At 46.5% G+C, this 19,422-nt stretch carries 23 protein-coding genes; 15 read left to right on the top strand and 8 right to left on the bottom strand.

Translation table 11 applies throughout. The features are described from left to right. Window positions 1–108: 108 nt before the first annotated feature. Both HCN83_RS15235 and recU read right to left on the bottom strand, forming a co-directional pair. Window positions 109–2,775, bottom strand: a complete 2,667-nt coding sequence (locus HCN83_RS15235; RefSeq protein WP_168008813.1) for a penicillin-binding protein 1A — start codon at window positions 2,773–2,775, stop codon at window positions 109–111. Window positions 2,776–2,901: 126 nt separating this feature from the next. Further along, window positions 2,902–3,507 carry a Holliday junction resolvase RecU gene (gene recU, locus HCN83_RS15230; RefSeq protein WP_168008811.1) on the bottom strand — a complete coding sequence of 202 codons (606 nt, stop codon included), beginning with the start codon at window positions 3,505–3,507 and terminating at the stop codon, window positions 2,902–2,904. 156 nt (window positions 3,508–3,663) lie between these two features. On the opposite strand from recU, the gene HCN83_RS15225 reads away from it, so the two are divergent. Continuing rightward, entirely contained in the window at window positions 3,664–4,056 is a 393-nt protein-coding gene (locus HCN83_RS15225) for a YppE family protein (RefSeq protein ID WP_168008809.1), read from the top strand. Then, window positions 4,053–4,502, top strand: a complete 450-nt coding sequence (locus tag HCN83_RS15220; protein ID WP_168008807.1) for a TcaA NTF2-like domain-containing protein — start codon at window positions 4,053–4,055, stop codon at window positions 4,500–4,502. Before HCN83_RS15225 ends, HCN83_RS15220 begins: the two co-directional genes overlap by 4 nt. A 182-nt stretch (window positions 4,503–4,684) precedes the next feature. On the opposite strand, the gene HCN83_RS15215 is transcribed toward HCN83_RS15220, so the two are convergent. After that, window positions 4,685–5,092: a GNAT family N-acetyltransferase gene (locus HCN83_RS15215; RefSeq protein ID WP_168008805.1), complete on the bottom strand. Its 408-nt coding sequence runs from the start codon at window positions 5,090–5,092 to the stop codon at window positions 4,685–4,687. Between the two features lie 129 nt (window positions 5,093–5,221). Next, a complete protein-coding gene (gene cbpA / locus HCN83_RS15210) occupies window positions 5,222–5,851 on the bottom strand; it encodes a cyclic di-AMP binding protein CbpA (RefSeq protein WP_168008803.1) in 630 nt (209 codons plus the stop codon). Between the two features lie 197 nt (window positions 5,852–6,048). Between cbpA and HCN83_RS15205 the strand changes: the two genes are divergently transcribed. The 5 genes from HCN83_RS15205 (at window position 6,049) to HCN83_RS15185 (ending at window position 8,238) form a co-directional block, all read left to right on the top strand. Beyond that, on the top strand, window positions 6,049–6,603 hold the full coding sequence (locus HCN83_RS15205; protein WP_168008801.1) for a cysteine hydrolase family protein: 555 nt from the start codon (window positions 6,049–6,051) through the stop codon (window positions 6,601–6,603). A 47-nt stretch (window positions 6,604–6,650) separates the two neighbouring features. Beyond that, complete coding sequence (locus HCN83_RS15200) at window positions 6,651–6,857, top strand: hypothetical protein (RefSeq protein WP_168008799.1); 207 nt, start codon at window positions 6,651–6,653, stop codon at window positions 6,855–6,857. Between the two features lie 71 nt (window positions 6,858–6,928). After that, complete coding sequence (locus HCN83_RS15195; RefSeq protein WP_168008797.1) at window positions 6,929–7,561, top strand: cyclase family protein; 633 nt, start codon at window positions 6,929–6,931, stop codon at window positions 7,559–7,561. Continuing rightward, window positions 7,554–7,814, top strand: coding sequence for a thioredoxin family protein (locus tag HCN83_RS15190; RefSeq protein WP_168008795.1), 261 nt, complete (start codon window positions 7,554–7,556; stop codon window positions 7,812–7,814). The genes HCN83_RS15195 and HCN83_RS15190 overlap by 8 nt, the downstream gene beginning before the upstream one ends. A gap of 13 nt (window positions 7,815–7,827) precedes the next feature. Further along, the gene (locus HCN83_RS15185) at window positions 7,828–8,238 is read left to right on the top strand and encodes a TlpA disulfide reductase family protein (RefSeq protein WP_168008793.1); all 411 of its coding nucleotides are present in this window, start codon (window positions 7,828–7,830) and stop codon (window positions 8,236–8,238) included. A 23-nt stretch (window positions 8,239–8,261) separates the two neighbouring features. On the opposite strand, the gene HCN83_RS15180 is transcribed toward HCN83_RS15185, so the two are convergent. Continuing rightward, on the bottom strand, window positions 8,262–8,993 hold the full coding sequence (locus HCN83_RS15180) for a metallophosphoesterase family protein (RefSeq protein ID WP_168008791.1): 732 nt from the start codon (window positions 8,991–8,993) through the stop codon (window positions 8,262–8,264). 275 nt (window positions 8,994–9,268) lie between these two features. On the opposite strand from HCN83_RS15180, the gene HCN83_RS15175 reads away from it, so the two are divergent. Genes HCN83_RS15175 through HCN83_RS15160 form a run of 4 tightly spaced genes read left to right on the top strand, consistent with a single transcriptional unit; the run spans window position 9,269 to window position 12,615 of the window. Beyond that, window positions 9,269–10,402: a conserved virulence factor C family protein gene (locus HCN83_RS15175; protein ID WP_168008790.1), complete on the top strand. Its 1,134-nt coding sequence runs from the start codon at window positions 9,269–9,271 to the stop codon at window positions 10,400–10,402. Beyond that, entirely contained in the window at window positions 10,399–10,608 is a 210-nt protein-coding gene (locus HCN83_RS15170; protein ID WP_168008789.1) for a hypothetical protein, read from the top strand. Before HCN83_RS15175 ends, HCN83_RS15170 begins: the two co-directional genes overlap by 4 nt. Further along, complete coding sequence (locus tag HCN83_RS15165; protein WP_246238265.1) at window positions 10,605–11,108, top strand: PH domain-containing protein; 504 nt, start codon at window positions 10,605–10,607, stop codon at window positions 11,106–11,108. The genes HCN83_RS15170 and HCN83_RS15165 overlap by 4 nt, the downstream gene beginning before the upstream one ends. Continuing rightward, window positions 11,101–12,615, top strand: coding sequence for a PH domain-containing protein (locus tag HCN83_RS15160; RefSeq protein ID WP_168008788.1), 1,515 nt, complete (start codon window positions 11,101–11,103; stop codon window positions 12,613–12,615). Before HCN83_RS15165 ends, HCN83_RS15160 begins: the two co-directional genes overlap by 8 nt. Window positions 12,616–12,737: 122 nt before the next feature. Here the strand turns inward: HCN83_RS15160 and HCN83_RS15155 are convergent, their stop codons facing one another. Continuing rightward, complete coding sequence (locus tag HCN83_RS15155) at window positions 12,738–13,700, bottom strand: DUF2777 family protein (protein WP_168008787.1); 963 nt, start codon at window positions 13,698–13,700, stop codon at window positions 12,738–12,740. 369 nt (window positions 13,701–14,069) lie between these two features. Here HCN83_RS15155 and sigI point away from each other — a divergent pair, with 369 nt between their 5' ends. Further along, the gene (sigI, locus tag HCN83_RS15150) at window positions 14,070–14,795 is read left to right on the top strand and encodes an RNA polymerase sigma-I factor (RefSeq protein ID WP_168008786.1); all 726 of its coding nucleotides are present in this window, start codon (window positions 14,070–14,072) and stop codon (window positions 14,793–14,795) included. 79 nt (window positions 14,796–14,874) lie between these two features. Here sigI and HCN83_RS15145 read toward each other — a convergent pair whose 3' ends face one another. Both HCN83_RS15145 and HCN83_RS15140 read right to left on the bottom strand, forming a co-directional pair. After that, on the bottom strand, window positions 14,875–15,846 hold the full coding sequence (locus tag HCN83_RS15145; protein WP_168008785.1) for a hypothetical protein: 972 nt from the start codon (window positions 15,844–15,846) through the stop codon (window positions 14,875–14,877). A gap of 12 nt (window positions 15,847–15,858) precedes the next feature. Next, on the bottom strand, window positions 15,859–16,896 hold the full coding sequence (locus HCN83_RS15140; RefSeq protein WP_168008784.1) for a toxic anion resistance protein: 1,038 nt from the start codon (window positions 16,894–16,896) through the stop codon (window positions 15,859–15,861). Window positions 16,897–17,073: 177 nt separating this feature from the next. Between HCN83_RS15140 and HCN83_RS15135 the strand changes: the two genes are divergently transcribed. The 3 genes from HCN83_RS15135 to tatC all read left to right on the top strand — a co-directional run bounded on the left by HCN83_RS15135 (window position 17,074) and on the right by tatC (window position 19,174). Further along, a complete protein-coding gene (locus tag HCN83_RS15135; protein WP_168008782.1) occupies window positions 17,074–17,820 on the top strand; it encodes an NRDE family protein in 747 nt (248 codons plus the stop codon). Between the two features lie 87 nt (window positions 17,821–17,907). Further along, complete coding sequence (locus tag HCN83_RS15130; protein WP_168008780.1) at window positions 17,908–18,084, top strand: twin-arginine translocase TatA/TatE family subunit; 177 nt, start codon at window positions 17,908–17,910, stop codon at window positions 18,082–18,084. Between the two features lie 355 nt (window positions 18,085–18,439). Further along, window positions 18,440–19,174, top strand: coding sequence for a twin-arginine translocase subunit TatC (gene tatC, locus HCN83_RS15125; protein ID WP_168008779.1), 735 nt, complete (start codon window positions 18,440–18,442; stop codon window positions 19,172–19,174). The last annotated feature ends 248 nt before the right edge of the window (window positions 19,175–19,422 follow it).

Below are 19,422 nucleotides of genomic sequence, written 5' to 3'. Positions count from 1 at the left end.
ACGACGAATGTGTTTTGAAAGCACAAAGGTGTCATGTAACGAATGTGCGATTAGTAAGCAAAGGGGCTTTCCATTTTGGAAAGCCCCTTTGTTTGATAGTTAATCCGTTTATTCATTTTCTGTTTCTGTATTATCAGGTTCGTCAGCTTCCTGACCAGAAACATTTTCGTCATTGCTGCTGTTGTTTGGTTCGCCTTCACCCGGTGAATCCTCAGGAGGCCCGTTATCATTATTGCTGTTATTGTTCTCAGAAGGGGATTCTTCATCATTCTGAGGCTCATTATTACCGGTGTTGTTTTCAGGCTCATTGCTGCCATTTTCATTTTCCGGTGATTCATTATTCTCATTGTCGGTACCGTTATTGTTCTCTTCCGGCTCCTCAACCGCTTCATTGTTTTCGTTATTGTCACTGTTCTCGTTGTTTTCGTTTGTTTCATCTGCGTCATTATTCTCATTTGCATTATTTTCTTCGTTGTTTTCTTCATTATTTTCTTCATCCTCTTCTTCGTCCGGAACCGTTACTTCAGCCGAGACAGATTCACCAGCTTCCGAATCATCCTCATCGTCGACCGGCGTGATGCGGATCGTGTAGGTTTCCCCGGGAGCCGGATTGGAGAAGGAGAAGGAAGTGCTCTTTGTCGTATCAACAGTGCTGAAATCAGTCTCCGAATCTGCAACTTCAATGCGGAAGCTGAAAAATTCGAGCTCATCTTCCGGGAAGCTCCAGCTTGCTTCAATCGTATCGTCCGCTTCGTTGTAGGAAGCAGAAAGACCGCTGATTCCAGAAGCTTCTTCGATTTCAAATTCTTCTGAAACGCTGCCCGGCTCGGTGCCCCTGACAAAGTACTCGCTGATAATTTCACTCTCAGGAGTGAAACTGCTCGGCAGAAGACCAGTGGCCCGTTCAACATCAACCTCAACAACGGAATCAGGCTGGCTGAAATCTGCTGTATCTCTTCCTTCGTGAGCATAGTTCATTACTTCCTGGAATATATCCTGAGAAATGTGATGTTCATTGTTATTCCGGTCAATGAATCCATCGTTGGATGATGGATAACCGGTCCAGACAGAAGCAGTCAACTCTGTTGAATAACCGACAAACCAGGCGTCCGGTATCGCATTGGCACCTTCAGGTATGCCATAGCGGCTTCTGTCTTCAGGAGTGAAGTTACTGGAGCCCGTCTTTCCGGCAGCTTCAAACCCTGTCATCTGCAGGCGGGATGCAGTTCCCTCTGAGATCACATCTTTCAGCATGTCGGAAACCATGAAGGCCGTGTAATCTTCCATCGCTTTCGTACCTTCCGGAGCCAAATCAATGACCTGTCCATCAGGAAATTCCACTGCGCGCACCGTATGCGGATCGTTATACGTACCGCCGTTGCCGAATGCGCCGTAGGCACCCGCCATTTCAAACGAGGATACTTCGTTTGCACCTAGGGCATTTGATTCCACCATTGTTTCAACCGGGATACCCAGCCCCTCGGCAAACGACTCTGATGCATCCAGCCCGACTTCGTGAAGAGCCTTTACTGCGGGCACATTGAGAGAGTCACGCAATGCTTCACGCATGGTCACATCACCACGGAACGTGCGGGAGAAGTTCCGAACCGGATCGCCAGTATTGTATTCGTATTCCTCATCCTCTATGATTTGCGCAGTCGGCCACTGTTCGTGTTCAATGACAGGACCGTAGGCGAAGATCGGTTTACTCGTTGAGCCGGCTTGACGGGAAGGGCTGGTTGCCCAGTTCCACATGCGTACACCTTCTGCCTGTTCGCGCATGCCGCCGATCGCATGCACCTGTCCGCTGTCCGTGTCCATCAGGGTGACACCAGCCTGCATCAGTTCATCAGGGAACTGCACAAATTCATCAGACTGCATAACCCGTTCTACGTGTTCCTGCAGATCGGGATCTAAATTCGTATAAATTTTAAGGCCGCCGGTGTAGATATCACTCGCCTCGATGCCTTCAATTTCCTCGACTTCGTCCAGCACCTGATCAATGTATGACTGGTACTGGTTAGGTTCCCTCTCAGTACGCTCAAGCTGCTCTTCGACAGGAATGCTTTTCGCTTCCGCAGCTTCTTCTTCTGTAATCTTTCCGTAGTGTGCCATGCGATCAATGACAATGTTACGTCTGTTTTCAGCTAAATCTGGATTATTGTAAGGATTGTGTGCGTTTGGTCGCTGTGGAATACCAGCCAGTAAGGCTGCATCTGCAAGATCAAGTTCATCTAAATCTTTACTAAAGTAATAGTTGGAAGCTTCCACGATACCGTAGCGGCCATCTGAGAAATAAATAGCATTTAAGTACATTTCGAGTATTTGATCTTTCGTGTAGCTTTGCTCCAGCTGAAGTGCAAGATACTGCTCCTGCAGCTTACGTGTAATCGTCTTATCGAAATCGAAGAAAAGGTTTTTTACAACCTGCTGGGTAATGGTACTTGCACCCTCACTGCCGAATCCGCTGCGGACGTTTGCGACGATCGCACCGCCGAGACGCCTTACGTCGATTCCGAAATGATCATAGAAACGCGCGTCTTCTATGGCAAGCACTGCATCGATCATCACGGGAGGTACGTCTTCAATATCAGCGGAACGACGGTTTTCACCGGTTTCAAGTGTTGTAATGATTTCATCATGCATGTCAAGAATTTCCGGATTTTGTGACAGCGTCAGCTGCTCGTGATCAAGCTCTGGTGCGTCACGTATAATAGCAAAGGCTGTAATACCTCCGGCTATGATTCCAACCATGATTAATATAAGAAATACCATAACCAATTTTTTGAAAAAACCGCGGCCTGAAGCCTTCTTTTGTGGTTTATCAGGACGACGTGATTTTTTACGCTGACTTCGTGACAGATTTTCTGCCATATTGCATCTTCCTTTCTAATTTCAGCCTTAAAGACTGAGCCATTCATCAACAGCAGACAGGTAATCCACACTGGGCATGAATCCCTGGCTGACGCGGAATCCTGATTCTTCAATCCAGGACTTTGGAATGGACTTACGCTTTTCTTCGTTATTTGTCCACGCGATAAAGATAGAAGCAGGGATAAGGAATACTTCCTCATGCATACTGAAATGCACGAGTACAAAAGCTTTTCCGCCTTGGTCCGTAACAGCTCTCATATGATGCAGCTGATGTTCATGAAAGTTTTTCAATGGGAAGCTTTGCTTATTTCGCGTTTCTTTAGCTTCAAAATCCAGATGAAACCCTTTATAGACACCGTTAAAATCGGTAGTGGAAGGCTTTTGGAAATACGCCTCTGTCACGACCGCTGCACTCCGCTTCGGGTAATGAACGTTGACGATCTGCAGCGGGGTCGGCTTCTTATGAATCACCGCAAACCCCCGGGACAGATAGAACTCATTGGATTCCTCAATGCGTTCTTCAAATCTCATACCTCGGTTGCTGAAACTGCTGTCCTTTTTATAGTCGCTTTTTTTAGCAGAGGGGATACGCTTCGGCTGAAATTTTTTGCCGTTTGGGTATCGGATGGCCATAGCAGACGCCTCCTGAATAACTTATCGTAGTGTTAACTTTGCATTAAGCCTGCTAAAACAGGCATCGATATATGATATCAGATTTTGAGCGGGCACGCTACGTGTCTGTGGCGGCTGACCGGCTTAATCTGTTACAATCGTACTGGGGTGAAACGCATGAATGAATTTGATTTACTCATAAAGAGAACAAATACATTGAAAGACTGGAACAAGCAGGCAGCCGAACATTTTCAAACATATCGGCTCGGTGGAGCATCTGCAGATTTTTATGATGATGTAAAACCTTTTGTAGAACGGGTCATGAATGATCTGGAAAACTGGATGCCCGACGTTTTAAAGTTCCTGGAGATGGCAAAACCGGCATATGTTCATGCTCAGCAAATCGATCAACTTGCCGAAAATGTTGAGATGGTTGCCGTTACTTGTTTTCAGCAGGATACGAAAAAGAAGCGGTTTCGAGAGCAGATAAAATCAATTGACTATACGCTTGAAATGGTAAAGCAGGCCATTACGGAATATGAACAAAAGAAAGAAGGGGAGCAACTGTGAAAAGCTGGCTGACGTTAATCTGGACCAGCGCGGTACTCATGCTGGCAGCAGGATGCGGAGATGAAGGTACGTGGGAAGAATCAGGCCGTGAAACTGTAGAAGAGGAAACGGAATTTGTTCTTGAATATATGGAGGCTTGGGAAGAGAGTCTGGAGCGACAGAGTTTTTCATTTATGGAGCCTTATTACATTTTAAACACACACGGCTATCATACGGAGAGACGGCAGCACCAGCAGCTCTCCGCATCACGAACGATTGAACGTGTGGAGGAAGTCCAGGATATCCAGGCGGAAGAAAATGAATACGGAGAAGAACGAATCGCAGTTACAGGTGTGTTTGTTTCAGACAGAGGCGGAGAAGAAGAACGGCGCGAAGGAACACGCTATTATTATCTGCAGCTGCAAAATGATGAATATAAAATTGATGCAATTGGACGAGAGCAATAGCTGCTTCATGATCCTGTAGAAATTAGTTGATAAAACAACCGGTCCGGCAGCTGCCGGACCGGTTGTTTGAGATAACAGAAAAGATAGTTAGCTGGTTGTTTAAAAGTACTGCAGAAGGGCAGGTGGTCTTGAAAAAGAAACGTAACTGACAAGCAGTCAAGGTTTCATCTGTGAACGGTAAGTTAGCAGCTTCCGGTCTGTGCATCGTAGTTGCGTTTCATCATTCCATTTGTTTTTCTGAAGCCAAGGGAATGGTAATAACCGGTCAGATCATCATCGCAGCAGAGGTCAATCATGTATAAGCCGCTGCATTCATGCAGCATTCTCGTTACTAGCTCTTTTCCAATTCCCTGATTCTTGTACGATGGAAGAACTTCAAGCAGCGGAATATAAGCAGACAGGACCCCATCACTTATTGCGGTGATGAAGCCGGCGACTTTATTGCGCTGCTCATCCAAAGCTATAATCACTTTCCAGCTCTGCCTTAGGAGCAGTAAATGTGTCTCCGGGTCCGGAAACTGAGGCCAGTCAGCAAAGAAACCTTGCAGCATCTCTGACGTAATCGTTTCAAGTGACATAACATATTTCATCTGATTCAGCTCCTGTTCAGTATTTTTGGACAGAGTCGATCAGAATCAATAGAAAAGCAGCAACAGAATCACCCCGGAATGTCAGTTTGCAGAAAAATACTGCACTAGAGTCAACGGAAAGACAGCACGTTACATCTCTTCAACATCAAATACGCGGTATCCGTTACCCTCAAGGTCCTGGATCAGACTGTCCAGCTTGTCACGGCCGGTGCTTTTCGGAAGTGTCACGATAACCCGTCTGAAAAAAGTACTGTCTGTATCGAGTGTCATCAGACTGTGAATCGAGCTGTATTTTTTAACGGTGGTCATGATGCCGCTTAATGCTCCCTGATACTCGTGTGTCGACACCGTAAACGTTAAATTGCCGGATTCAATCCCCCACGAATCTTCCAGAATGGACATGACATTTCCATGCGTTAAAATACCTGTGAATATGTTCTCCTGATCAGTTACGGCAATATATGGATAGCGTCTGATGTTCTTAAAGATTCTGAAGAAAGATGCTGATTCCTGAAGATGGACGTCCTGATCTGCAAGAAGGGTCTCCAGTGGAGATTGTTTATCGATGCTGCCGTAAAGCAGTGCTTTATAAACGTCTTGCGCGTATACATTACCTTTAAAATACTTATCGTCTTCTGACAACACCGGCACACATCGGAATCCGCTTTTTTCAAGTACATCGAGTGCCTGGCCGACTGTGTAGGATGCTTTACAGGTGATCACGTCGTCTTTAGGTATGATGTTATATTTGATTTTCAATGTTCATTCACCCTTTCTGATATAATGAAATAAATACTATGCTTGATTCAAAAAATGGTGGCAATCTATGCCAGGTGGTTCTATTATACCAGAGTATATGAAATATCTGCACTTGTCTTTGCAGCAGGATTTGGCAGAGTCAGCGGAGCGACCTTAAGCTAAAAGCGTGTGCAGGTAAACAGGGAGGCGGATTATAAATGAGTGAAGCACTTATACTTGTTGACTATACGAATGATTTTGTTGCCGAAGACGGGCGTCTGACATGCGGTGAAAGAGGGCGCAGCATCGAAGCATCGATCACAAATCTGGCGAAAACATTTATTGAATCCGGCATTTATACAGTTTTTGCGGTTGATGCTCATGAGGAGGGGGATACGTTTCATCCGGAAGCTGATCTGTTTCCTCCGCATAATATCATTGGCACGAAAGGGCGAAATCTTTACGGGTTACTTGGTGATTATGTTGAAAATGCTGCCGGGGGCTACTACTGGATGAACAAAACCCGGTATAGTGCGTTCGCCGGCACGGATTTGGAATTAAAGCTCCGGGAACGCCGGATTACGACGCTGCACCTGGCTGGAGTCTGCACAGATATCTGCGTATTACACACCGCGGTAGATGCGTTCAATAAAGGTTTTAACATTGTCATTCATGCAGATGCTGTCGAAAGCTTTAACCCGGAAGGCCACGAGTGGGCGCTTGAACATTTCAAAAATACACTTGGTGCAGAGATAAGAGGCGAATCTTCGTGATTGTATCTCCTTCATAACGGGTAAACCCGAATAGAGGAGGGATATAAATGGAATTACAATCTGCAAGAAAACAGCTTGAGGAAGTAGCACATCTCTGCCAGGAACTAAAAAACTCATACATGAGGCTGGACGACAATCTCAAACAGGAATTTAAGATCGGGTACGGCCTGGATTTGGACGTAGACGAACTTGCCCGTGTTCTTTTCGATTGGTCAGAAATTCAGCATGACCGTCATCACGGTAAAAACCAATAAAGCTGCAGATGCGGGCTGCTGACTTCCTTATGGAAGCCGCAGCCTGTTCGTTTGTCTGAAAGGAGATACATATGTATAAATGGATTGATATATCTCGGGAACTTCATCAAGGAATGAATGTATGGCCGGGAGATGCAGCTTTCAATAAACAAGACACAATGTCAATCGAGAAGGGGGACAGCGTCAACGTTTCGGAAATAAGCTTAAGTGTTCATTCCGGTACGCACGCCGACGCTCCTTTTCACTACAGCCGGACAGGCATGCCTATCAGTGAACTCGATATTAACCGTTTTTCCGGACCGGCAATTGTGATCAGAACAGATGAATGGCCACTTATAACCAGAAAATCCGCCCCTGATAAGCTGCCTGACGGGGTCCATCACGTTCTGTTAAAGACCGCTGCCGAGCCAGGGAGCTATGAATCGTTTCCAGCTATTGCTCCGGAACTGATCCATCACCTGGCCGATCAGGGCGTGCAGCTTATCGGAACGGATGCTCCGTCTGTAGATCCGCTCGAAAGTAAAGATCTTCCGGCTCATCTTGCCTGCCTGAACAGAAATATGATGATTTTGGAAGGACTGAACCTGCACATAGAACCAGGCCTGTTCGAACTTGCGGCTTTCCCGCTTAAATTACGGGGAGGAGACGGTTCACCTGTTAGAGCTGCACTTCGAAAATGGGAGGGAAACGCGCGATATGACTGAATGGATGTACTTTTACACGCCTATGTGCGGAACGTGTAAACTTGCAGAACGATTTATTGATCTCGCTGAACATCTGCCGGGCGCCGGCCAGGTTATGAGACGGGATATTAACGAGTATTCTGAACTTGCTCAAAAGTGGCAAATTACAAGCGTTCCGTGTTTAATACGTATTGCTGAGAACAAACCAGTGGACCGGATTTATGCGTTTCATGACGTACCCCATGTCTATCAATTTCTTAAAAACAGCAGATAAGGGGGGATACTTAATGACAGCTATTACTCTGCGCTTTCTGAATCATGATAAGACGGTATCTCTGGCACCGAGAGAAAAACCTTTAATGCTGACTTTCTGGACGACCTGGTGTCCGGACAGCCAGGCAGATCTGCAGCTCAAGCAGAGGCTTTATCTTACAGCTGACAGCACTAAACTGGATATGTATACAGTACATGTGCCGGGAAGGGAAACAGCCGGGGCAGATCCGGCTTCATTTTATGAAAAGCGCGGACTGTCCATACCTGCCTTACAGGACGAGGGTCGAGATCTGTATGATCGCTGGAATTTAAACGGGGTTCCTTCCACAGTGTTTATTAATCAAAAAGGGGAGGTTACGCATGTTTTAGGAGACCAGGCAAAGCCTGAGGATATTTGGAGAGCGCTTGCGGAGACTGCCGGCTGAACACCAGCAGACCCGCGGGCAAGTTAAACCGGCCGGGCACCGTTTTCATAGATATAGCGAAGCAGAGGAATCGCTTCAGCAGGATAACCGCTGTCCGTAAGATCCTGAACGGCACGAGCTGTATCATAAGAAACGCGGCGAAACTGCACATGAATATCGTCATCTCTATCGAGGATAACGTAGGAAGCCTCGGGTGATCCGTCAAATGGCAGACCTACACTGCCCGTATTAATAATCGATTTGCCTTTAATTCTTCGATAATGCGGATCGTGGATATGGGCATATGCATAAAAGTCGGCTCTCGGATTACCTGTATTAAATACAGTAAATTCATCATCGCCTGCATGTTTCGGAATGACAGTGAATAAGCTCTCAGGAGAAGCATGGACAGCAAAAAGCTGACGTCTGTTGTTTAATGGCAGTTCGAGTGACGAAGGCAGATTGTGTAAATAGGTGAGCTGATCGTCAGAGAGCTTGCCGGCAGTGAAAACTTGTTCCGCTCTCATCATTTCGAGCGCCCCGTCCGGTACTTCTCCATCAAGAATTCCACGGACTGCCCATTCATCTGCGTTGCCTTTGATTACATAATCACAGTGACGCCGTATTTTTTCCAGGCATTCAGCTGGCTTCGGACCGCGAAAGGAGATGTCTCCGAGCATCACGATTGCAGAAACTCCGTTTGACTGAATATCTTCCAGCACAGCATCAAGAGCTGCTTCATTTCCATGAACATCTGAAATTAAGGCTGTTTTCATCTAATCACTTCCTTTAAACTGGAATTTAGCGGGAAGACCGCTTTGTCCTATCTTAACAGATTGAACGTTATGAAGCAGTTGAAAGAAGTGTCTTTTGAGCTGTTTGACATTGATGTGATAGGATAAAGAAGAATGACAGACGCTTAAATATGGTACTGCTTCAGGATTCCGCTGTAAGGTGGATTTCTGAAAGAAGAGTATATTAGCAACCTGATCGATTGCGTGATTTCACACTGTAAAACTAACTAACCTGTTTTAAAGGAGCTTGATAGCCAATGAAAATACGTTCTGTAGAACCGACTCCGAGTCCGAATACCATGAAATTCACGTTAAGTGAGTCGCTCCCGCAAGGAAATGCGAATAACTACAAACAGGAAGACGCCGGCAATGCTCCTGACTTCGTCCATTCACTGCTGGAAATTGACGGTATAAAAAGCGTCTATCATGTATCCGATTTTATCGCCGTAGACCGGCATCCAAAAGCAGACTGGAAGGAGATTCTTCCTCAAGTGCGTGCAGTATTCGGTCAGGATTCTGAGACTGAAGCGGCAGCTGAGGGAGGTGATCATTTCGGTGAAGTAACGATAGAGGTGCAGATGTTTAAAGACATTCCGATGCAGGTCAAAGCCGCAGACGATGACGGTGAAGCAAGGGAAGCACTTTCCGCCCGGTTTGCAGAAGCCGCAGGAAAAGCAGCTCTTCCTGAAGATAACATTGTGATGATGCGTTCCTGGGAGCAGCAGAAGCCTCGCTACGGTGACCGGGGGGAAGCTGCTAAAGAAGTAGCAGAAGAGCTGGAAGCAGCTTATTCTCAGGAGCGCCTGGACCGGCTCGTTCAAAAATCACTTCACCCGGACTCGTTTAAGGCGGAGCGGGAGTGGGTGACAGTCACATTGGATATGCTGGATCATGAAGACTGGAGACAGCGGTTCGCCTGGCTTGAACAGATGGATCCGCAAATGAAGGATCTGGAAGTTCTTGAGAAGGCTCTTCAGGATGAGAAGTCATCGATTCGGAGGCTTGCGGCCGTTTACATCAGCATGCTGGAGGATGAGTCCGTGATTCCGGTACTGGAAAAGGCAATGCTGGATAAGTCTGTAACGGTCAGACGAACCGCAGCAGACGGGTTTTCTGACATCGGCAGTCCGGCCGGTATTCCGGCAATGATCCGTGCACTGGAAGATAAGAGCAGGCTTGTCCGCTGGCGAGCGGCGATGTTTTTATACGAGCTTGGAGACGATCGTGCTGCAGAGCCGCTCAGACGAGCATCAGAAGATCCTGAATTCGAAGTTGCACTTCAGGCAAAAATAGCGCTGGCCCGAATTGAAAAAGGAGAAGAAGCAAAAGGATCTGTCTGGAAACAAATGGCAGACGCCTTTGATAATGGAAATGAGGAGGGGCGGAAATGACAAAAGAAGAACTGGTCCAAACGCTTGAACAGGAAGGCATGACGGAGGCCCTTGAATTAATCGAGGATGCGGAAAAAGGCAGGCTGACGGCGTTAGAGTTAGCACCTTCACTCGGTCTCCTTCGCAACGATGAGTGGAATGAGGCACTGTTAAGCGTGCTCCAGGCCGAAGGGGTCGAAATAATATATGTGGATGAAGAAAGTTGAACAATGCAGCAACCAGTGACCTGAGGCCGCTTCCGGACCAGCCTTTAGCTGCCAAAACGCTTCGCGTCTGGAAGATAGGTGCAGCAGCTGAGTCCTTGTTTTTGTTTTTACTGCCGGCCGGATATTGGGGGAGCACGTTTGTCTGGGATCTGCCGATGTGGCCGCTTTATGTCTCCGCAGGCTTTTTCCTGCTGCTTGCTCTCTTAAATATATTTGTAATACAGACGCTTAAATGGCGGCGCTGGCGCTATAAGGTTTATGAAAATGAAGTGGAGTTGATGAGAGGAGTGTTTATTGTTGAGCGTGTCATTATCCCAATGATTCGCGTTCAGCACGTGGACACTCGTCAAGGACCTATCCTGCGGCACTACAAACTGGCAAGTGTCACCATCTCAACTGCAGCGACGATCCACGAAATCCCGGGTCTTGAAATGGAAAAAGCGGATGAACTGAGAGACAGGATTGCAAGGCTCGCCAGGGAGGCTGACCCGGATGAGTAGCTGGAAACGTCAGCACCCAGCTGCAATTTTCGTTTCGTTTCTAGGCAGCTTAAAACAGCTTGTCATCACACTGATTATTTTATTCGTCTTCGGGCAGTCAGCTCAAGGGCTGCCAACTCCGGTTCTGGCAGGCATTTTTGGTGTTATCCTCCTTTTTGCTCTTGGCGGAGGCTTCGTGTCATGGTGGAAATTCGAATACATGCTTCTGCCTGATGAACTTCAGGTTAAACAGGGGCTTATCGTAAAACGAAACCGGTTTATTCGCCGTGAACGCGTTCAGAGTATCGATATTAACGCTGGCCCAATACAACGGATTTTTGGTCTTGTGGAAGTGAAAATTGAAACAGCAGGAGGCGGCAGTGAACCGGAATTCCGGCTGATCGCGCTGAGGCGTTCAGAGGCCGAGGAGATTCGCGTGGAACTGTTGAAGAAAAAACAGAGCCGCAGCTTTGCAGGGGAAATCAGTGCAGGCATGGATGAAGCGCTGTCGGATGGATGGAACGTAAAAAAAGCCGCTCCGGATTTTAAATGGAAGCTTTCTCCTGGAATGCTTCTTATGGCGGCCGTAACGTCCAGCGGGGTCGGGATAGCAGCCACTTTTGCAGCGGCTGTCATTTCCCAGGTGCCGCAATTTCTTCCTGACTGGCTGATCAATATCGCTGTTGGCTGGATTATTCAATCCAGTATCGTGTACATCGGCGGGTTCATCGTAACAGTTCTGCTTGTAGCATGGCTGTTTACGATTATTTCCACAGTATTGAAGTACGGTTTTTTTACCGTTACGAAGCAGGGGAATGATATTCATATATCCCGTGGAGTCATCGAAACAAGACAGCTGACAATTCACGCAGATCGTGTGCACGCTGTAAGAATAGTTACCAATCTTCTCCGGCAGCCACTCGGTTTTTGTGCAGTTTATGTGGAAAGTGCCGGAGGAGGAACAAAGGACGAAGATTTATCGACGATTCTCCTCCCGCTTTGCCGCAGAAAACAGGTGGTAGACCTGCTTCAGGAAATCGTCCCGGAATATGCCTTTGTCCCGGAATATGAAGGTCTTCCGAAAGAGAGCATGCGCAGGTATATGATCAGACTGGCCGTTCCGGCTCTTTTGGCCGCAGCGGCGGCAGCCTATCTGATCCCTTACGGATACATTGCCTTTCTGCTCCCGGCAGCGGCCGGATTTATTGGTTATTTACAGTACAAAGCTGCTGGAATTTCTTCAGAAAAAGACTATTTGTTTATTCGTTCGCGAAGTATTTCCCTGATGGAAGTCTTCTTACCGAGGCGGCGGATTCAGGATCTGGAGTACAGCCAGAATCCGCTGCAGCGTCTTGACAATCTGCATACGGTGCATGTTTCAGTACTGACAACGATCATTGGGAAAACATTCTCTTTGAAGCACGTTTCGGACGAGCAGCGGGAGATATATATGAAGTGGTATTCATATGAAGAAAGGGAGCGGTTAAGCAGTATCGAAACAGAGCCGCTTGCGCCCGATCAGGAGTAAGGCGTTTAATAGGCAGTAGAAAGCAGAAGATTGGTCACATTCATAACGAGAGCCGGCACATTCCTTTTAAACGAAGGAAAGCGCCGGCTCTTTAATTTCTTGTTCGAGAGGGAGCTTACATTTTAAGCAGGGGCATGAGATGAATAGACAGAGATGGAACGTCTGCCGTCATCAGAAGTAATTTCGAACCGGTCGAATACTTCATCAGCACGATCATCGTGAAGCTTTCTTCGATAGTGATGCTGGATCATAAACTGTCTGGTGTGGTCTTGAAAACTAATAAAGTTAACACCGTTTAAATCATTTTCTCCGGGATGTTCGAGCATTTGCACGAGCAGCGAATTATGACAGTAAATACAGTCATCATGCGTCAAACCAGCTTGTTTAAGCATATGAACAAGCGTCTTTTCAGAAGCCTCATCCAGCTCGCGCAGGAGCATTTGATACGGATCAAACTGGTCTTTTGCAAGCCGCAGTTCGGTTCCTTCCACAGCTTGAAGTATCTCTTCATCAGTCGTTCTGAACGACCTTCTGCCGGCATAAACAGCCCTGACCCACTGCTGGTCTTTCTTCACTTCAAATTCAAAAGGGCAGCCTTCAAGCAGCATTTCTTCACCTCTGCGCTGATCGACAAGGTACATTTTTTTAGATTTAAAACGAAGTACGTAATAAATGTATTCCTGTTCCTCCAGAATATCTTCCCGGCGCCACTGCTTTAATTCGCGGTGCACGCTGTTCATCCACTGTTCTGCCTCTAAAGACTGTTCCCTCGCTGCGTCCCACATTTTCTTTAACGCACTGCTGTAAGATTCACTGTAGGATTGGTTGAAATGTTCTCCGGCGGGGGCGATTAGGCGGCCCGGTACGTCGGTTTTTTCATTCTTCTCATACATAAGCGGGCGAAGGGATGTGCCCTTTTCATCCAGTTCAGGTGCTTCCAGGACGCCGAGAATTTCTATGTGCCCCGTCCACGGTTTTTTGGGCAGTGCGGTAACGTCATGGAGACGAGCCGCATATTTGCCGGCAGGTCCGTGATCTACGCTTACGATTTTGCCAATATTCTTTGAAGCTTCCATCCGGTTCATGCTAATCCCTCATTCTATCATTATAATACGCTTCTGATTGTTTCTGACCGTTCTGAAAAATACGTTTGCAAAGCTAGTGTATCATGACGCAGCAGTCGCGACAAACAGTGTGATTGAACAGAAATTACCAGGCATAAAAGATCATTAATTCCTAATAAATGGATTTATTGTTACATTTCTACCCTTATTGAGCCGATATCACGCGTTCAGGCACTGCTATGTCATATTCGTGTAAATTCCTATCATCGAAATGTAAATTATTTATAGGTTAAATGTCACCTGTACCATCGCCCGGCAGCCTGTAACATGATAGATGCCCCAGATGAAAAGGCGGGGGAAAGCTATTTAATCAGATAATGAGGTGTCATCATGCTTAAGAGCCTTACCGAATCGAGCCCGGACTCGCTGTATCAATCGATTAGCAGCGTTCAGGCGGGCAATGTAGAAGAAGAAAATGAGTGCATTAGTAACTATTATCCGTTTATTCGTAAAACCGTATCCGGTGTCTGCAAGCGATTTATTCATCCAGGTGCTGATGAAGAATTCAGTATAGGCCTGCTTGCTTTCAGGGAAGCGCTGCACCAGTTTGAACCGAACAAAGGAACGTCGTTTCTTGCCTTTGCTAGACTTGTGATTAAACGGAGGATCATTGATTATATTAGAAGAGAACAAAGACGCATAAAAGCGGTTTCATTGGATTACAGAGATGAGGAAAGAGAATCGCTGGAGAATGCCGCTGAAGTGATTGTATCTCTCAACAAGTACAGACAGAAGGTGGAAAATGAAGCAAGAAAAGAGGAGCTGCAGATGCTGACTCGGAAATTGGAGAAGTTTAACGTGTCGCTCAGTGAAATTGCAGCACAACGCCCTCTGCATGGCGATGCCAGGCAAAACATGGTCCGGGTGGCAAGAAGCATTTATGGAAACGAAGCAGTATTGAATGCGATCTATACGAAAAAGAGGATGCCAATGAATCAAATAATGGAAATTGTCGACATGAGCCGTAAAACGATCGAGCGGAACAGGAAGTATATTCTGGCTTTAGTTATCATTATGACGGAGAAGTATCAATATTTGTATGAATATGTAAAATAGACAGAGGTTTGTGTGAACTATACTTTTTTAACATACTTACTGCCGCAGGAACGAATGGCGCCCGCTGCGGCAGCTTAAGTTAATCTTTCAATTGACGCTGATGCTTTTTCATTAGAGAGGATGTGCCTTCTTCTGATTGCTGATCAAGGCTGTAACGAAGGTCGTTAAGCTGCAGCAGGTGATTCATTCTGTCCACGCGAGTACGCTGCAGGTCATCGGCTATACCGGAAATAAATGCATGCATATTGGATAAAGATTGTTCGACCCGTGGCAGCAGTTCTTTCCTCTGTTCGGCGGTCAGCGACTCATACGTGTGCACAAGATTAGGCATATCGTGATGGATCATCCGTTTAATCTGATGTTTTTCTTCAATGTTGAGCAGCTGGTATTCCTCTTCAGCGCGAGACATAGCTTCAAAAATAGCAGAAACCTGTTTGGCAAAAGGCATCGAAACGGACAGGTCGGCAATCTCCTTCAAGGCGGCAGTAAGAAGCCTGCCCTCCTGATCAGGAGCCGGCACAGGAGAGGAAGATTCGAGTGATGCCTCGCCTGCAGCAGGAAGAGCCTCCATCTGATGTCCGCTTACAGACGTGTCAAGACGGTGAAGATGGTAAAAAACAGACTGGAAAATAGGATGCCGTTTAACGCTTCTGACAATCGTACGACCGTTTTTCTGGTAGTATATCGTCGAATCGAGTACTTTTCCCATCCCGTTTTCCTGACGAATGTGCATACGGTGAATGGTAATAAACACACGTTTTTTAATGGTAGAAGCAGACTTGTGCGTGTCCAGCATTTCGACATGTATTTTTTTAGGCTTGATTTTGATTTTGTACGTAAATCCCTGAATGCTTCGTTTAAACGTTTTATTCAGTCTCGGAAGCTCAGAAAGGGCAGCGAGATCTGAAATAAATTCCTCTGCTTCGTAGACGAACTCTTTCGTCTGTACGTTTTCCAGAGCAGGCTCCTGCAGCGGCTTCATATAATTTGGCAGAAAGGGGAGAAGCCAGTTCTGCTCGAGTAATTTGTCCTTCCAGTTCAGCGCTGCCAATTGTGGCACCTCCTATTCGAGCAGTTTACGTTCCATCTGCTGGTTTAAATCATCCATCTCCGAGATGAATTTTCTGCTGGATTCAATAATTCGTGTGTTAGACTGTTCAGTCATCTCGATAGCAGCATATACATCTTCATAAGCTTTTTTAAATGTTTCCAATGCAATAGCCGGTTCTTCCAGGGTTTTAAGCGTTTGTTCCGTATTTGATTTCAGCAGCTCTGCGTTGGACAGCAGCATCTGCTCGGTTGATCGGTTTACATTTTGCACAGCGTCGATGACCTGACGCTGATTGCTTAAAGCCAGCTGAATCGAGGCCGTTACAGTGATGATGTTTTTCGTCATCGTAATCGAATTAAATATTGCTTCTTCAAGCTTGTCATTGTTTTCAACAATAATATCGACTGATGCAAGCGACTGCTGCAGGACGAGAACAGCCTGCTGCATATTTTTCACTCTGGAAAGCACTTTTTGCTGTCCTTTCTGAACAGGTGTCGGATCGTCTTTCCATTCCGGCTTCTGAAGCTCTTCGTCCAGCATTGCGTTCAGCTGTTTTCCGATTTCGATCTGTTCATTCAGACCAATAATTCGTTCCCGGGCTACATCTTTAAGCTGATGAAGCATGACGGTATCTTCCTGAAGCTTGTCTTTCCCGTGAAGCAGGGCCTCAATGATCGTATTTACCTCTGACTCAATCGACTGATATTTTTGTGCGTAGCGTTCTAAAGGGCTTCGGCGCACCATTTTCGCAAGAAACTGCTTCAGTTTCCCCTGCTGCAAATAATCAGGTTCCAACTCAGCAACGACTTCTTTCAGCTTTGAAAGCTGGCCGGGAAGGTTGTGATTAGGATCATTCATCATATCGCTGACCGGCCGCTTCAACGCTTCCAGAGATTCGCCTGCTTTTTCCTGCTCTTTCACACCAAGTGAGCCGATAGAATTTAAAATTTCATCGATATCTTTCTTGTTGCGCAGTTTATCTGCATAGCCCTCAGTCTCAGACTGAAGACTTTCGTTCCCGTTCGTTTGATTCTGTTCTTGTTCTGCCATGCGATCCCTCCGCTCATAAAGTGGGTATTCTTGCTATTTCATACGGATAAGCTGATAATTGGTTTCAGATACTATTATACTCTTCCCGTTATACAGAGACAATCAAACAGCGGCACTGGTCCTGGAGCTTAGTCTTAGTACATCTCTGGTCGGGGAAGCAGTCAGGAAGACAGGAGGATGACGGCATTGTGTATAATCGGAGTGATGTATAACGAACATCCTGATTATCAGCTCGTCCTGGCTGCGAACCGGGACGAATTTAAATCCAGACCAACTGCGAGACCGTTTTTCCGCGAAGAAGGTATGCTGGCGGGTAAAGATGAAATGAAGGGTGGCACCTGGCTCGGCATAAACCGGTCAGGGCGTTTCGCAGCAGTCACCAATATCCGCAGCGGACAGCCTTTGGAAGCACCTGCATTCTCTCGTGGAGAGCTGGTGCCTGCGTGGGTAAATGACGATGATTTCGACTCTTATATTGCCAGGCGGGATGAGACAGACGGATTTAATCTCCTGTATGGTACTATGGAGAACCTTTTTTACGTGAACAACAAGGAACATCCGCCGCATGAGCTTAAGTCCGGCATTTACAGTCTGTCAAATGCAGATTTATATACGCTCTGGCCTAAGACGAAGCAACTGCAGAAAGATCTGATGAAGGCAGAAACGCTGCAGGGAGAACAACTTGTGTCTTATTTATTTGACGCACTTGCAAAACGAGACGCGTTTCCGGATGAGATGCTGCCGGATACCGGAGTAGGAATAGAGTTGGAACGCCGGCTGTCCTCCGCTTTCATTGATATGCCGGAGTATGGAACGAGATGTTCCACCGTTATCCTTGTCGATCGGAGCGGCAGCTGCCAGTTCATTGAACACAGCTCTTTCGAAGAGCCGGAAATCCGCCACGAGTTTGTCATAAAACCTTAGCTTCGGGAGCTGGCAGAACATACCGGGATGTGTTATGATATGCCCAGTTACATTTATGATGTCCTTCAGGATTGAGGAGGGGTAAGAATGCTGAGCGGTATTGGAATTCCAGGCTTAATTTTAATTTTAGTTATTGCACTGGTTATTTTTGGACCGAAGAAACTGCCTGAAATCGGGAAAGCAATGGGGCAGACGCTGAAAGAATTCCGCAATTCCACAAAAGATCTGACACAGGATGATGAGGCAGAGCGGAAGAAGCAGTAAGGATTATAGATGAATGCCTGCTTGAGTCCAATGCTCGAGCAGGCTTTCTTTTTCTGACTTAATAAAGCTGCTCCCGATATTCAGACTTTGTTAAAGCCTGCTATTCATTTATATAATGTTCTCATAGACTACAGTCGGCGTTGCCTGAGTAAGAAGCGAAGTCCGGAAGTGTGCTGCCGTTTAAAGATTCGTGAACGTAGAAGTGAAGCCGGATACTTGGCAAAGCCTTGTCCTTCTTTACGTGAAAAAAGCTAAATCGCAGCATCTCTTGCGACACTTCCGCCGAAAATGAAGGAAGAACAGCATAAAGCTCAAGTAAAGCCAATTTTTATAGTGACCGGAAGGAAAGATTGTCATGCCTCAACAGGAAATGGATATTGTCGGCCACCTGGATGAACTTCGGAAGCGGCTGATTATTATTATCACCGTTTTTTTCATCAGCTTTGTGACCGCTTTTGTATTCGTGCAGGATATTTATAATTGGCTTACGAAAGATTTGGACATGGCACTTGCGGTGCTCGGTCCTCTTGATATTATTTTAATCTATTTCAGCATCGCTGCAGTTGCGGCATTAACCGTTACAGTGCCGTTTATCATTATGCAGATCTGGCTGTTCGTAAAGCCCGGACTTACCGCGGAAGAGCAGAAAGCGTCTGTTACGTATATTCCGGCATCGTTATTTCTGTTTATCGGAGGTCTTGCTTTCGGCTACTTCGTTGTTTTGCCGATCGTATTAAATTTTCTCTTGACGCTTGGAGCCGGAACGTTTGAAACGATGTTTACGGCAGACCGTTACTTCCAGTTTGTCCTGCGAATGACGGTGCCTTTCAGTATTCTGTTTGAAATGCCGCTTGTGGTCATGTTCTTAACGTCCATTGGCGCTATTACACCTGCAGGCATGCACCGAAATCGGAAATATGCCTATTTTGTCATTGTCATCGTCAGCGTACTCGTATCACCACCGGACTTTTTATCCGATGTACTCGTTATAATTCCGCTCATTTTCCTTTATGAGGTCAGCATCAGTCTGTCCAAGTTTGTTTACAAAAAACGACTCAGGCGTCTGAGCATGGAAGAAGGAACAGGTTGAGCCGATCAAGACAGACGCTGAACCGGCTGAGAGGTTAAACACGAAGAGGGTATGCTCGTACACCGGGATAAAATCAGAATTAAAAAAGGTGCCGATCGATTTTTTTCGATCGGCACCTCAGGCGTGTGCCCGGCATGTCTGACAGCTTGGTGGTGAAAGTCCACTACGGGCTTGGCAATGGGAACCGTTAGCGAATGGCAAGGGTGTCCGGGGCGACCCGGAATCTGAAGGAAGCCGGACGCAAACAC

Source organism: Alkalicoccus luteus, assembly GCF_012034335.1.
GTDB lineage: Bacteria > Bacillota > Bacilli > Bacillales > Salisediminibacteriaceae > Alkalicoccus > Alkalicoccus luteus_A.
This window is presented reverse-complemented; position numbering and strand designations above follow the sequence as displayed.

Excerpts from the sequence above, each read along its gene's own strand:
- HCN83_RS15185 (WP_168008793.1), top strand. The coding sequence starts at position 7,828 with ATGACAGCTATTACTCTGCGCTTTCTGAATCATGATAAGACGGTATCT.
- HCN83_RS15190 (WP_168008795.1), top strand. The coding sequence starts at position 7,554 with ATGACTGAATGGATGTACTTTTACACGCCTATGTGCGGAACGTGTAAA.
- HCN83_RS15175 (WP_168008790.1), top strand. The coding sequence starts at position 9,269 with ATGAAAATACGTTCTGTAGAACCGACTCCGAGTCCGAATACCATGAAA.
- HCN83_RS15160 (WP_168008788.1), top strand. The coding sequence starts at position 11,101 with ATGAGTAGCTGGAAACGTCAGCACCCAGCTGCAATTTTCGTTTCGTTT.
- HCN83_RS15130 (WP_168008780.1), top strand. The coding sequence starts at position 17,908 with ATGCTGAGCGGTATTGGAATTCCAGGCTTAATTTTAATTTTAGTTATT.
- HCN83_RS15235 (WP_168008813.1), bottom strand. The coding sequence starts at position 2,775 with ATGGTATTTCTTATATTAATCATGGTTGGAATCATAGCCGGAGGTATT.
- recU (WP_168008811.1), bottom strand. The coding sequence starts at position 3,507 with ATGGCCATCCGATACCCAAACGGCAAAAAATTTCAGCCGAAGCGTATC.
- HCN83_RS15195 (WP_168008797.1), top strand. The coding sequence starts at position 6,929 with ATGTATAAATGGATTGATATATCTCGGGAACTTCATCAAGGAATGAAT.
- HCN83_RS15200 (WP_168008799.1), top strand. The coding sequence starts at position 6,651 with ATGGAATTACAATCTGCAAGAAAACAGCTTGAGGAAGTAGCACATCTC.
- HCN83_RS15170 (WP_168008789.1), top strand. The coding sequence starts at position 10,399 with ATGACAAAAGAAGAACTGGTCCAAACGCTTGAACAGGAAGGCATGACG.
- HCN83_RS15155 (WP_168008787.1), bottom strand. The coding sequence starts at position 13,700 with ATGAACCGGATGGAAGCTTCAAAGAATATTGGCAAAATCGTAAGCGTA.
- HCN83_RS15140 (WP_168008784.1), bottom strand. The coding sequence starts at position 16,896 with ATGGCAGAACAAGAACAGAATCAAACGAACGGGAACGAAAGTCTTCAG.
- HCN83_RS15215 (WP_168008805.1), bottom strand. The coding sequence starts at position 5,092 with ATGAAATATGTTATGTCACTTGAAACGATTACGTCAGAGATGCTGCAA.
- HCN83_RS15205 (WP_168008801.1), top strand. The coding sequence starts at position 6,049 with ATGAGTGAAGCACTTATACTTGTTGACTATACGAATGATTTTGTTGCC.
- sigI (WP_168008786.1), top strand. The coding sequence starts at position 14,070 with ATGCTTAAGAGCCTTACCGAATCGAGCCCGGACTCGCTGTATCAATCG.
- tatC (WP_168008779.1), top strand. The coding sequence starts at position 18,440 with ATGCCTCAACAGGAAATGGATATTGTCGGCCACCTGGATGAACTTCGG.
- HCN83_RS15135 (WP_168008782.1), top strand. The coding sequence starts at position 17,074 with ATGACGGCATTGTGTATAATCGGAGTGATGTATAACGAACATCCTGAT.
- HCN83_RS15225 (WP_168008809.1), top strand. The coding sequence starts at position 3,664 with ATGAATGAATTTGATTTACTCATAAAGAGAACAAATACATTGAAAGAC.
- HCN83_RS15180 (WP_168008791.1), bottom strand. The coding sequence starts at position 8,993 with ATGAAAACAGCCTTAATTTCAGATGTTCATGGAAATGAAGCAGCTCTT.